Annotated in this window: 13 protein-coding genes; 6 read left to right on the top strand and 7 right to left on the bottom strand. The window is 39.4% G+C overall.

The genetic code is table 11. The features are described from left to right. Positions 1–39: 39 nt before the first annotated feature. Positions 40–627: a hypothetical protein gene (locus AC06G9_RS09055; RefSeq protein WP_480957944.1), complete on the bottom strand. Its 588-nt coding sequence runs from the start codon at positions 625–627 to the stop codon at positions 40–42. 169 nt (positions 628–796) lie between these two features. Further along, entirely contained in the window at positions 797–1045 is a 249-nt protein-coding gene (locus AC06G9_RS09060; protein ID WP_480957945.1) for a helix-turn-helix domain-containing protein, read from the bottom strand. Positions 1046–1957: 912 nt separating this feature from the next. Here AC06G9_RS09060 and AC06G9_RS09065 point away from each other — a divergent pair. From AC06G9_RS09065 to AC06G9_RS09080, 4 genes are all read left to right on the top strand, one after another. After that, positions 1958–2611 carry a hypothetical protein gene (locus AC06G9_RS09065; RefSeq protein WP_480957946.1) on the top strand — a complete coding sequence of 218 codons (654 nt, stop codon included), beginning with the start codon at positions 1958–1960 and terminating at the stop codon, positions 2609–2611. Between the two features lie 159 nt (positions 2612–2770). After that, a complete protein-coding gene (locus AC06G9_RS09070; protein WP_480957947.1) occupies positions 2771–6121 on the top strand; it encodes a SusC/RagA family TonB-linked outer membrane protein in 3351 nt (1116 codons plus the stop codon). Between the two features lie 5 nt (positions 6122–6126). Continuing rightward, complete coding sequence (locus AC06G9_RS09075; RefSeq protein WP_480957948.1) at positions 6127–7488, top strand: RagB/SusD family nutrient uptake outer membrane protein; 1362 nt, start codon at positions 6127–6129, stop codon at positions 7486–7488. Between the two features lie 4 nt (positions 7489–7492). Next, positions 7493–8761 carry a TlpA family protein disulfide reductase gene (locus AC06G9_RS09080; RefSeq protein ID WP_480957949.1) on the top strand — a complete coding sequence of 423 codons (1269 nt, stop codon included), beginning with the start codon at positions 7493–7495 and terminating at the stop codon, positions 8759–8761. A 65-nt stretch (positions 8762–8826) separates the two neighbouring features. Here the strand turns inward: AC06G9_RS09080 and AC06G9_RS09085 are convergent, their stop codons facing one another. From AC06G9_RS09085 to AC06G9_RS09100, 4 genes are all read right to left on the bottom strand, one after another. Then, the gene (locus AC06G9_RS09085) at positions 8827–9051 is read right to left on the bottom strand and encodes a hypothetical protein (protein WP_260949722.1); all 225 of its coding nucleotides are present in this window, start codon (positions 9049–9051) and stop codon (positions 8827–8829) included. A 44-nt stretch (positions 9052–9095) separates the two neighbouring features. Then, complete coding sequence (locus AC06G9_RS09090) at positions 9096–9416, bottom strand: hypothetical protein (RefSeq protein WP_480957950.1); 321 nt, start codon at positions 9414–9416, stop codon at positions 9096–9098. A gap of 360 nt (positions 9417–9776) precedes the next feature. Further along, positions 9777–10322 (bottom strand): cyclic nucleotide-binding domain-containing protein, encoded by a 546-nt coding sequence (locus tag AC06G9_RS09095; RefSeq protein ID WP_480957951.1) that lies wholly within the window; start codon positions 10320–10322, stop codon positions 9777–9779. A gap of 93 nt (positions 10323–10415) precedes the next feature. Continuing rightward, positions 10416–10808: a hypothetical protein gene (locus AC06G9_RS09100; RefSeq protein ID WP_480957952.1), complete on the bottom strand. Its 393-nt coding sequence runs from the start codon at positions 10806–10808 to the stop codon at positions 10416–10418. Positions 10809–11095: 287 nt separating this feature from the next. Between AC06G9_RS09100 and AC06G9_RS09105 the strand changes: the two genes are divergently transcribed. Continuing rightward, entirely contained in the window at positions 11096–12175 is a 1080-nt protein-coding gene (locus AC06G9_RS09105) for a hypothetical protein (protein ID WP_480957953.1), read from the top strand. A gap of 65 nt (positions 12176–12240) precedes the next feature. On the opposite strand, the gene AC06G9_RS09110 is transcribed toward AC06G9_RS09105, so the two are convergent. After that, positions 12241–12438, bottom strand: coding sequence for a hypothetical protein (locus tag AC06G9_RS09110; protein ID WP_108157712.1), 198 nt, complete (start codon positions 12436–12438; stop codon positions 12241–12243). A gap of 543 nt (positions 12439–12981) precedes the next feature. Here AC06G9_RS09110 and AC06G9_RS09115 point away from each other — a divergent pair. Beyond that, positions 12982–13740: a hypothetical protein gene (locus AC06G9_RS09115; RefSeq protein WP_480957954.1), complete on the top strand. Its 759-nt coding sequence runs from the start codon at positions 12982–12984 to the stop codon at positions 13738–13740. Positions 13741–13865 lie beyond the last annotated feature (125 nt).

A 13865-nucleotide genomic window follows, 5' to 3' on the forward strand; every position in this document is an offset into this window, starting at 1 on the left:
ACCTTTACTCTATTATAGATCTTGATTTCATTTTATACGTCAATCTCTTTCTAACTTCCTTTTAGCCTTTCCTATTAAGCGTTCGTCCATAGCTTTGTGGATCAGGTAAAGGGCATCATTAACTTCTTCACCATTGTCATTCTTAAATTTTCTTGATTTCCTTAATTTCTTAAATGCACCTTTCAGCATTCCACTAACCTGGTAAATTGTGATTCCTTGATTCAATGGAGAGGGGAGACATCTGGTGAGTTCTGATTCTGAAAATATTGTTCCTATCTCTAAATGTTTAATAGCGAGAATTACATAACTTGCTGTATTTTTTAGGCCTTCCTCTCCAACATTATCCGAAGCAGTATAAGGTCTATCTTCGATTAACTTTTTTGTTGCTTCTGGCAGATCATCCCATAAAGGATACGTTGTTTCATCTTTTTGAAATTTGTCATGGTCTAACCCGTAGATCAAGGGATATGCTTCTATCAGTTGTAATGTCAATTCACGATCATGTGCTTCAACGCCTTTATATACCACGTTTTTGCCTAACAAAAGTAGATCTATTTCATCTTCAGTAAGCTGAAAATGGAGTCTAAACATCTTACTTTTAGCTATAAATTTCTCTTCGTTATTCATGGTTCCAAACTGTAATATCTTCAAAAGCTTTTGGGGACAGTCGTATTCGCACTTGTGTGTTTGTTGAGTCGAGTATGGTTATAGTATCTCCATCTGCAACTTGGACGACTTTATTTTTGATGTAATTAAATATGAAAATGGAATGAGTAGTATAAAAAAATTGCTCAATCTATTTAAATTTTGCTTTTAAATCATCATATGTCTCTGATGTTTCATCAGTCCAATTGGAATCGTTAAGTAATTCTTTAATATTAACTCTTAGGAGTTTAGCAATTTCATTTAATTCATCTATTGATGGCTGTCTTTTATTGTTTCTCCATTTTGAAATTGTTCCTTCAGATTTTTCGAAGTGTTTAGCTAATACTCTATTTTGAATTTTTTTTTCTGTGAAAATTTCATCTAATCTATTTAAGCTCATATACTATTATTTTTTTTACTAAAAGTTTGGTGTTTAACGTCAAACTTTGTATATTTGGATAGTGAATAATAAATAGCGACAATAGAAGAGATGTAATTACGCATCTCTTAACGATGTCACTCATGAAACGAAACCGTCAAATTTCACATGAGCTGATCGTGAGTTCGCCATATCTATTGAGTTTTGTTATCTTTGTGATATATTATTCAATAGGGCGGAGCTCATGTAAGTCTTTTGTGAAACTCAAATCTCGGTTTGAGGGGTTCTTGACGGTACCAGTTTCAAAAGCATTGAGTTTCGCCCTATTGGTTTTTCAACCAATTCGACCTTTCTCAAGCTTCCTGAGTGCTCATCGTTCACATAAACTTTAAAATTATGATTGAACAAAGATTAACCACCAAAAGAACCCACACCGACCAGATCCAGGATCTGAGTCCGCGGTTCGCCCATTCAAAATTATATAAGAACAAATTTTGCCCTCCAGAATAGCGAGCGGTCAATCAGATAAAAGCCCATTGAAAGAAAAAAGGGTAGAGCTATACTTCATGATGAATGAAATAGGGGCTTTAACTTATTCTTGAATAGGTTTTACCGGCTTGTTGTTAATGTTCACAATTCATACGTTCTTTATTCTCGCATGATTGCTCTGATTAACTTGACACACTAAATCTAGTAATTAAATGCAGATTTTCAAAAATTGATGTGAAAAATTAAACTTATTGTATAACAATAGGACAGGCCGGTTTTTGTTTTTTAACCCAAAGAGTGCATTGATGATGACCATATTATAACTACTTGACGAAGACGTAAAAGTGCATTTTCCTGATTTATTTTTTTAACCTGGTTTTCCTTAATACCCAAACTATGTCCAAATAGTACGGTTTTAAGGCTGCCAATTTAAACTATTTTAAAATGCAAAATACTTGCAACTGGGACAGCTATGCGCTGACCTTAAGGGAAGAAATGTCTTCGTATCTGAGCGAAAAGCCGGTCGACGTTATTAAAAAACCAACTATGATCACACTCTTACCCGAACGATTTTTTAAGCCGCTACAACTTGATCAGGCTCTAAGTCCAGCACCAAGAGCAGTACGCTATGTTGTCAACGAGCGGCCTAAACAACGCTATTACTCCCTATTGATTCGGTTATGGGAATCATCAGAGTCCTTCAGTATGGTCGTGCGTAATGATAGTACGCAGGTACTGCGGATATCCCTAATGGCGATGACAGTCCATGAAATGTACCTATTCGCACTAGGCTTGCCGGCAGACTTTCCGACGGACCAGATATTGGTGCTCGGTACGGAACGTGATCAGTTGGTGCCCTGTGATGAATTGAGGAAAAGCCCGACTTATTGTTACGAACTGGCTGTACCTGCCAATACCAAACGTGATGAATACAGACAGCGGATCTTGATTGATCTCAATAATCACTTTAAGATCTTTGTACGAGTTAAAAAACTCACCATGGTCAAAGACAGCCGAAAAGTATTGACCATAGCAGGGGAGTCTCTCGAATTGCTGTGGGAGGAAAGGTTGATCATGATCATAAGGCCAAACCTTTAGGAAGAAGAAAACCGAGAATAGACCTTGGACAAGAACTAATTAAATAAATTTTCTACCTGTGAACCCGATTCTGCCGAGGGTACAATAGACTTTTGGGATCGAGTCTACCTCGGCATGAAAAGGGGATCAGGTAGCTTTATGCCTAAAAAAGCTAAACAAATGAACTCACATATATTATATAAACAAAAACTCTGGGATTACCTCCGGGAGCTTTTCAAGCCACGAGGAGCAGACGTACTGCTGATCAGTAAGGTGCTCTTAGTGTGCTTATTCATGACATTTCATATGTTGAGTAGTGCTCAGACGCCCCGCAAGGACAGCGGGGCTGATGGGCCTATGAATCATGTGCTCCGCGGTACAGTCGTATCTGCTGTAGACAACAAACCATTGGATGGCGTATCGGTCCGAGTCGAAGCCGAAAAAGCTAGAACCTCTACCAAGAAAGACGGTACATTTAGCCTTTCTGTCGCGAGCCTGAAAGGACAGATAAAGTTTACTTACGTAGGCTATAAAACCCAAGAACTCCATTATACCGCAGGAGTATCGATAACGGTGAAATTGATACCTGATGATAATAAACTTGACGAAGTGGAGGTAGTATCAACAGGATACCAGAAGATTCCGAAAGAACGCGCTACTGGAAGTTTTGAGTTTGTCGACAATAAGCTTTTCAACAGAAAAGTGTCGACAGATTTTGTGAGTAGGCTGGAAGATGTAGTGCCGAGTATATCGAGCTCAAAATTATTTGCTGATAATAGAGGTGACCTGCTCAATATCAATGTGAGAGGTGTCAGTACATTGAGCAAAGATATTTGGCCATTAATAGTTGTTGATGGTATTCCATTTGAAGGAAAACTGGCTGAGTTTGGAATGGGTAATTTTAATAATATCAATCCCAATGATATTGAAAATATCACTGTTCTGAAAGATGCTGCTTCGGCTAGTATCTGGGGAGCACAGTCGGGCAATGGGGTAATCGTGATCACGACGAAGAGAGGAAAATTTAATGAAAAAACACAGGTTTCATTTAATACGAACTTGAGTGTTAAAGAAAAACCTGATCTATATTATTATCCTCAGATGAATACCTCAGACTACATCGATCTTCAACGATCGTTGTTTAATGCGGGAAAGTATAATAGCAATTTCAGAAAATATAACTCCAATCCTGAACCTATTTTATGGATGATGAAAGAGCAGCGTGATGGTCTAATAACAGAAGAGGCCTTAAATGATCAGCTGGATAAGCTTCGGAATATCGATATGCGCGATGATTTTATGAAATATATCTACCGCAAAGCTGTCAATCAGCAGTATAATATCCAGTTGCAGAGTGGTGGTGAAAAAATAAACAGTTTGTTTTCCGCAGGATATGACCGCAATCTAAATAGTCTGGTGACATCATCGTACGAAAGGATGGTGCTGAAATCTGCATCGCAGTTTAAGCCTGCAAAAAACCTGTTACTGGATCTTGGGATTACGTTTACAGAATCAAAAAGGAAAGAAAATTTTGATGGAGTTTCTTATCAGACAATGGGAGCTGGTTTGGCCAATTATCCCTACCTCAAACTGGTCGATGAAAATGGACATCCTAAACGGATCAATTTTAGCGGCAAAAATAAAGATTTCATCGATACCGTAGCTAATGGTCGTTTACTGGACTGGATGTTTAATCCCATTGAAGAGCTGGATGCATCGCAGCAGACGCAAAAATTGCAGGAAATTCTTACTCATCTATCTGCACGGTACCAATTTGGGTTTGGACTGAACTTAAATGCTATGTACTCTTATCAGCGGACCAATAATCCGATTGAAGACTGGCGGGGTATGGAATCTTATAAAATGAGAAATGAACTGAACTACTATGCCAATTGGAATCCTACAAAAGTAACGTGGAATCTGCCCTTAGGAGACTATATGTTGATCAATCATTATAGCAGTAATGTGCATCAGGGCAGACTAAATGCCGAATATAATAAACGGTGGAAAGACCGCCATGAACTGAGTATGCTAGTGGGCTATGATGTACGGCAGCTTCGAAAGAATCTTTCTATCTCTCAATATTATGGATATGACCGAGAAACAGGAAGTTTTCAATCGGTGCAATACGGAAGGTCTGTTCCGGTGTTAAACGGTAAGCAGGGGGTCAATACATTGATCGACCGCAATAGGATCGAATCGACGGTCAACCGGTATGTTTCATACTATGCAAACGGCTCATATACTTATCTGGACAGATATATAGTGAGCGGTAGCTTTAGGAAAGATGCTTCCAATCTGTTTGGTGTTAAGTCTAATGACCGCGGCCAGCCATTTTGGTCTGTAGGTGGAGCTTATATTCCAACAAATGAAGCTGTTTTTGAAAATTTACCGTTTCAGTTTCTAAAATTTCGCGCCACCTATGGATACAATGGCAATGTAAACAATTCCATTGCAGCCTATCCTGTCATCACCATTATGAGTGAACCACATTACACCACGGGTCAAAACTATGCCATTATGACAACTCCACCAAATCCAAAATTGCGATGGGAGCGAGTAGCTAATTTAAATTTTGGTATGGATTTTACACTGAAAGGTAATCGGTTAAGTGGAAGCGTAGAGTATTATCTGAAAAACAGCAAAGATCTGATTTCCAATGCGCCGTTGGATCCAACAACCGGTTTTTCAACACTCAGCGTCAACTATGCAAATCTGAAAGGTAAAGGATGGGATATCTCCCTGCACAGTATACCGTGGCAGACCAGCAACTGGCAGTGGGACAATCATATTGTATTCTCTTACAATAGAACAAAAGTGGCAAAAGCTTACACCGATCCTTCGGATTACAGCTCGCTGTATATGGCAGGAGCAGGGAGCAGTATTACGACACCTTTTGAAGGAATGGACCTGTATAGTTTGCTCACTTATAAATGGGCAGGGCTGGATCCTGAGGACGGTAGTCCTCGAGCTTACCTCAATGGGCAGGTTTCCAAAGACTATTATGCGGTCATCGCGCAGCAAGTGAGCGAACTTGAAAATCAGGGTTCGGTAGTGCCTTTATACTTTGGTAGTTTTCGCAATAGTGTACGATATAAAACTGTTGAACTATCGTTTAATATAGGCTATCGACTAGGACATGTTTTTCTGAGAAATAGTTTTAACAATGATTTTTTCCTCTCCAATGGACTGGGGTATGCTGATTATGGAGATCGCTGGCAAAAACCGGGTGATGAGCTACATACAGATGTGCCTGCATTTACGTATCCTAACGATCGAAGTGCAAGTACCGTATATCGAAATTCATCTGCATTGGTGGAAAACGGAAGCCAGATCAAATTAAGGGATATACAGTTAAGTCTGCAGCTGCCTGTATTGGCACGCTATGGATTTAAAAATTGTAGACTCTATACTTACTTTGAAAATATAGGTACGCTCTGGCAGGCAAGTAAGCGTAAGATAGATTCGGAATATGGTATCCATATTCCAGATCCAAAAATGTATTCTTTAGGCCTCAATTTTAATCTATAATAACCATGATAAATAAACAATTCATGTTAATAGCCCTCTTGTCGTTGTTGGGATTGACCTCTTGTGAAAAATTTCTTGATGAAAAACCCGATATCAAATTGGTTGTTCCAAAAAGTTTGGACGATGCAGATTTACTGCTGAATGATTATACGACGATGAACGATAATTACCCGTTATATGGTGAACTTGGTAGTGACGACTATTTCCTGACCAAAGAACTTTGGGAAGCGTCTCCGGATATAGATCAAAGGAATACCTACATATGGGCTGACGCTCCCTACGAAGATGTGAGCCAGTGGCGAAATCCTTATAAAACGGTGTACAATGCTAATCAGGTCCTAGAAATACTTTCTAATAGCACTGCAAACAATAACGACAATCGCTTTCAGAGGATCTCTGGAGAAGCCCATTTTTTTAGAGCGTTTGCTTTTCAATTTCTGATCGAGATTTATGGTGTGGCTTATCACGCAAGTACAGCGGCAGATGAATATGGTATTCCGCTCCGATTAGATCCTGCAATCGATGAACCTTCAACCAGAGCTTCTCTAAAAGATAGTTACGATCAGGTCATCAAAGACTATAAGATTGCTGCGGCGTCTCTGCCACAGCAGAATGAGTTTGTTGGCAGACCTTTTAAAGCATCTGCTTATGCAGGGCTTAGTCGGGCATACTTATCTATGGGTGATTATGCGCAGGCCTATGCGTATGCCGATTCGTGTATGCTGCATTATTCCGATCTATTAGATTTCAATACGCTTGACCCATCTAAGAGCTTGCCTATTGCTCGTTTTAATAAGGAAGTATTGTTTCCTGCTGTGAGTAAATACGCAGGCATTATGAATGCTGATTATTGTTTCGTTGATACCGTGCTGTACCGTACATATGCTGCGGATGATTGGCGTAAAACGTTATTTTTCGAAGCATCGAATACACTGGAGGGCGCATTTCATTTTAAAGGAAATTTTGATAATGCTACTGGTAACTTGTTTGTGGGTTTAAGTACCAGTGAAGTGTTTCTCAATAAGGCGGAATCTGCCGTGAGAATAGGGAAGGTCAGCGAAGCTTTATCTACCATGAACCAGTTTCTGAAAACAAGATGGAAAACCGGCGCGTTTTCAGACTGGAAGGAGACCGATCCAGAGCGTTTGCTTGCTATGATAGTAGAGGAGCGCAGAAAAGAATTAGTATTTAGAGGCAGGCGATGGGCAGATCTGAAACGTCTGAATCTAGACCCCCGCTTTCAGAAAAAATTGATTCGAAAATTGGGCGAGAAGGAATATCAGCTTGAACCTAATAGTCCAAAATATGCCTATAGATTGTCTGAAATAGTCATTAACCTCAGTGGAATTCCACAGAATAAAAGATAAAGATATGAGTCAAAAAGAAAAAATATATAACATGTTTTCCAAAGGAGCTGTATGCTTACTGCTATTTTTTAGCATCAGCAGCTTATCTGCACAGGAGAACCGCAGATACGATTTAACTCAGGCTTTGAAGATCGGAGCAGAATTTCAAGGTCCCGAAAAAGTTGATGTAATGAGAGGTGATCTACATACGGTCGACTGGGCAAGTTTGCGGAATAAAGTGATCGTACTCGATTTTTTTGATACTTACTGCGCGACATGTATACAAGCGATGCCGCATCTGCAGAAATTGCAACAGGAGTATAGCGATAAACTTCAGGTCATTCACGTGACGTGGCAGGATAAAGCCACTTTACAGAAGTTTTTTGACAGCAATAAGTTCTTAAAAGAAAATAAGGTTAACCTTCCGATCATATATGGTGATACGGTGCTGCGCAAATTGTTCCCTTATCAGGCTGCACCACATGTGGTCATGCTGTATCAGGGAAAAGTACAGGCTATAACCTTCAATCGACTAGTCACTGCCGCGAATATTTTACAGCTTTATAAAAATGCGAGTATCAGCCTGCCGATTAAAAATGATTTCGGAACTGTTGATTTAATGGACAAAAATGATGCAGGCAAAAGGAATACTGGAGTACGAATATCGGGTTATCAGGATGGTGTGCCTAGCAAACCCTTAAAATTTGATCTAGATAGCGCATCAGGCCTATTTAAAACAACGATTAGCAATAGATCGATCTTGCGTTCTTTACTGAATATCTGGGGATTTATACAGAAACCTCCATTTTTGGCCACTCCTAATCGGGTAGTCTGGCATGTGCCCGACTCAAGTATATATGACGATTTGGGTCATAAAGGTGAAGCGTGGTCAGTAAAGCATGCTATAACTTATGAACGTCTGGATGTGGTAAAAAGGCTAGATTCTGTACAGGCAAAAATCGTACTCCATGATATTCACTCACTGCTAGGAATTCGATCCTACTGGAGTACAAAAAAAATGAAATGCTTACTACTACGCAAGAGTGCCGCGCATAAAATAGATTCTCAACACACAAAGAATGAGCAAGAGTTTGAAGGAACTGGAGTGCTCACGAGTTATATCGGTCTTTCGGGTGTGTACTTGCCAATTATCGATCAGGTAAAGAGTAAGCAAAAGATGACTATTGGAACATTTTCAAATTTGGAAGAATTGAATCAGCAACTCAATTTTCATGGTCTCGAGCTTGTAGAAGGTGTCGGAGATGTCGGGGTTTTTGTTATCGAATCTGAATAATCAAAAAGGGTATGGCTTTCTTGCCATACCCTTTCTAAAATTTGGCAAATGCCGATGTAAGACTCTTAAGCCCGATCCTTTAACTTAACATTTGCAGTAGCGGCACCGTTGTGTAAAGCGTCAACCATTTCCTCAAGCAACGCTTGAGTAATGACAGGTTTGTTCGCTCCACTAGCATTTGCTTGAATAGCACAGATTTCTTCTGCGCCTGGACAAGACGGCTGGCTTGATTGAAATGTATAGTCATTTGGATTTGTCGGGTTAGGACCTGTAAGTGAATACCAAGCCATAATGACCTCCTTTTTTACTATATTTAATTAGGTTTATAAATTGATCACAATACGTTATCAGCGTATTGGCCCCCTGCAACTTCCAAATGGAGGTTGCTTTTTTTGGCTTTAGGACTCCTTATTTGACCAAAAACTTTTTCCCCGTACCATAATCTGGGGAATGTCGTAAATCTACGTCCATGTGCATCGCGCACTGGACCGGCGCAACAGCAGCTTCCTAATAAAGACCTGCGGTCTACCGAGATCTGTACAGCAGTCCTGCAGCTCGTAGCTGTAGACTTGCAGCTCATCCCAGAGCTAGCAAAGCGCTTTCTTTTTGGCTGCCTGCCAGATTGTCCCGTACTATTTTGCTGCTGTCGCTTCATGTTTAAAAATCTAGTTTATAACCTGAGATGCTTGAGGTGAACTTGGGTTCTGCTTGTATTATACTGGTATCGCTCTCGTTGACGTACACCTCCTGCATCTTATATGTGATCAATCTGCTAACCACCAATGGGAGAGGAGACATCCGTAGTTGTTAAATCGATCAACTAAAGTAAAGTTAGGGCTAGAAGGGGCGGTTTGGAACTACGAATTCGGAGAAAATGAACTACAAATTTGGAGAAAATAAACACTAAAATCATAGCATTGGAACTACGATTTTAGTGTGTAATACCACTGATGTGGAAGGGTTAGCAGTCAGGCTCGAAATATCGATATATGGAGGTAGAGGTTTGTCGAGTACTTTAAATAATGATACTGCTGTAATAATTAGCGGTCATTCCTAAAAAGCTACTTTTATCTGCTGTACTGCAATTGATGTATACCTCGGGATACAGTTCTAATAGTTTGATTTTCCTTTCACGCGCTGTAAGTATAATGAATCTGCCCCGTAGCGATCGTTGCTTCAATACATCGGCTCCAAAATACTTCATGTGCTCTTTAAATTTGAGATATTCTGTTGATAGTTTCAATAGGTTGTCGCTACTGATATAGGCTACCACTGCATCATGATCGACTTCGAAATAGCAGTGATCTATTTTTTCATTGTGAAAGATAAACTGCTTTTTGCAGATGAAGTCAATCACTTGATTAGTATGGTCCTCGCGTTTGATAACGATACCTTCAAGGACGATATAGAGATCTAGTAAGCCGGCATTAAGTATCCTACCTTTTTTATAAGATTTAATTTCGACGACTTCGCGAAAACATTTCCATAAATCTGGTGATACTGGAGCAATCTCTTGAAGGGTATCAAATAGTAGATTTTCATGTTTTGATATTTCCATCATTATTTCTTTTGGTTATTATATTTTATTGACTGGAATATGTTCGCCTCCCACATGTTGGTCAACAAGATGATGGGAACAATAAACTTGTCCCGATCAGTGCTTATATTTATACCGGATATGGATCATAAGGGGTGTAATGGTTATTATGCATGAGCTGTGATGTTGATTGACTAGATTATCTAGGCCAATAATAACGAGTTCTTTTTGATCGGGTACGTCATGCTCGGCTTGGGTATCTTTGATAAAGGTGACAGCCAGTCCATGCTCCCACGACCGAGCGATAGCATGGGCAAGAGCATTTTTGAGTGATGCAGGCATCAGCAGTAACTGCTGATGTTGATTGACATGTAAGTTAAATTTACTATTCATCCATCCCGTAAAATCAGACCGTAAAAATTGGCACTCCAGCACTAAATCTATTGCTAATAATCCAAATACAGCGTATTGGACATAGGCAACGCCAAATTCATCAAATGATTGTTTCATAAAAAAGGTATTAATATATAATCCAAATTTCTTTAATAAATGTGCGTTTTTGCATACTCAAAAAAGTTACGACGTTTAAGATGGTTATTTTATAGCTTAACGTTGACATCTGGATGTTATCATGGTATGTTTTTGAACTTAAGTTTGTAACGAAAGATTAAAAAACGGTTTATAATTAAATTAAAATTGTGGATTTCTTAGATTTTATTTTTTTTATTATTCATATTAATGCTACTTTTGAGTTAATCAATATTTCTCATAAGTTATTATTATTCAAATCTAATCTTATGTTCCTTAAAATTTCAGCTTCTAAAAAGAATCGAACCATCTTTTATATCTGTGTTTTTATCGTCTTCCCAGTTGTTTATAATAAGTTGGGATATCGGTTGATCTGGAATAATCTGGAAGTTTGGAGCATGGGGTTTGTATGGCTCTATTTAATCATGTCGGTCTATCTATTTGTGAGTATAGTCTATATATCCTATGTACGTTATTGTTTTGGAAGAAGGTTGGAAAATGATATTGTACAACGGAATATTCATCTAAAGAAATTAATGTATTACGGTTGCGCTGTGGCTCCGGTACTGCTTGTTTTTATAGCATTTACATCATTATGGATTTGGGATAGGGATGAATTTTGGGATATATTGTGGATGAATATGATCTGGCGAATCTCCATTTTAACGCTTGTAATGTTAGGAATAGCTTATCTATTTGATAAAGATAGTGCTTGGGCTATTCGCGTTTATAAAAGAGAAATCGTCGAAGTCGTCAAGGAAGTGACGGTGAAAGAAGAAGTGGTCAAAGAGGTCATCATCAAGCATGAGGTGATTAAAGAAATATATGTGGAAACCAGAACGCAAATTCCGACTCCGGCGACTCATGATGACGGATCACGATTACCACAGAAAATTGCTTTGAATGAAATGTACACGTATTTGGTCCATGTGGCCGGTATCGGTCCGCTGTATAAAGATCTGTGGATGATCCGTTTTTTTGATATTGTTGGGGTGAAAACGCAGCATAGGCAACGTCATGTTATTTTTTCAGATGGATCTGTGGTGCTGTGTAACCATATCATGAGGGCACTGGAAGAACAAGGGTTGCAACATTGGTTGGTTAAAATATCGGATAACTATATGATCAACATGCTGTTGGTAGACTTTCCCTATTATAAAAAAGGATCTCAGCTGATATTGCATACAGAATCGATGATCGGACTGCAGCGCAAAATGCGACCTGAAGATATTTATATGATGTTAACTTTTGGTAAAGGGATCTCGGACAAAAAGATTAAAGTCTTTTGGGAAAATAGAAATTCTTTAGTGCATGATGGTTGGGATACATGGATTCCGATACGGAAGTAATGATTTCGATCACGTCCTTTTAGGTCAAAGAAACAGTCCTCTCCAGCTGTTTCTAATGGAATCAGTTAAAGCAGGAGCTTTCTGATTTCCTCTTCGGGCAATCCGGTATAATCGGCAAATATGCTGATGCTGACATACTGATTGGATTTTAGTCCGTAGCAGTCACGGATAGCCTGAAAGATTTTATAGGTGTGCTTTTCAGTGCGTCCCAAGATCGCTGCTGCTTCTTTGGGATAGATACATAGACGATATTTATTTTTCATTGTAAGTTTACTTTGAGGGATGATCTGTCGATCAGATCATCGTGTGAATGAATATGGATGGTGCGCTACCATAGACAGACATTCTCTATTAAACCATCTGCTAGGCAAGTATCAAGCATTGATACCGTATGGGTAAAGCTTGTTTGCCTATGTGCGGTATTGAAATAGCATAAGTGTATAGTAAGTGCGTGGTAAGTGTATCAAACACCCTGTTTTAATACTGTATCTATTCACTATCTATGCTTTATATATGCTTATGCCATGCTTTATCGATGCCTAACATCTACTTGACCGATGCGTCATTACGCTTCAATTTTGCAAATCAGGTTTAATTCCTCTCCAGAAAAATGCTGTTATTGGTTATTCATTTACTAAAATAAGTTTTTCCTTTAGAAATCAGTTTTATTCCTAATGATTTAGATTATTATCGCCTGAGATTAAGTAAAACGGTATCATTATTCCCCATATTTCCGCCTATCTCCACTTTTGGACCTACTGCTCCTGGATGGATAGCCATCTTCGTAATGTCAAAACAATAAAGTCATGGCAAGAGTAGAAAGTTTAATCAAATTAAAAGGAACGATCGGGGATCTTTCCTTTTACAAATCAAAAAGTGTGGGTTACCAAGCACGTATGAAAACCGGTGTTTCGGGTGACCGAATTGCGAACGATCCGGCATTTGCCCGTACCCGTGAGAATGGGAGTGAGTTTGGCCGGTCACAGCAGGATGGTAAAAAGCTGCGTGAACTGCTGCGCGATGTGCTGTTTGAAAATGCGGATAATAAATTCAGCCAACGTTTAGCAAGCCGATTGCTCAAAGTTATTCAGATGGATTCGGTGAATATCCGCGGGGAAAGGGTGATCGTGCCTGAAAACTTGGTCTTACTGGAAGGAATGGAGTGCAATCAACGATCCAGTTTGCGCGCCATCACCTTAAAACCCTTTACGGTCACGTACGACCGGTTTACCGGTGATGGATTTTTTTCATGCCCGCAGCTGATTCCCAACCTGCACATCGCCAAATTGAGTGGCGCTACCCATGTGCAGTATACGCTGGTGCTGCAGGAGTTTTCGGGAGATGAATTGGATCAGCGCCCTATCATCCGTAGATCTGCTTACATCAAACTGGGAGAAATGCTGCCTATGGATCTGGACATCATGGCTTCGCTCGATGCTGATCCTGAAAAAAGTGTATTGGTTTTGGTAGGTACTGGCTATTTTCAGATGGTCAACAATGCCTACTATCCGCTGGCCAATGGACAGTATAATGCGCTGACCATTAATCAGGTGATCATGCCTTAATCTAAGGTGATGATGTCGTGAAGGATATTTTCGGGAGGCAGGTGGGTTTTTACTAACCGCTGCCTCCCGATATATCCCTTCTGATCAGAACAAATTGTCTATTTAATGATAACGATGAAATATAG

It is taken from the genome of Sphingobacterium sp. MAE (genome assembly GCF_056711605.1).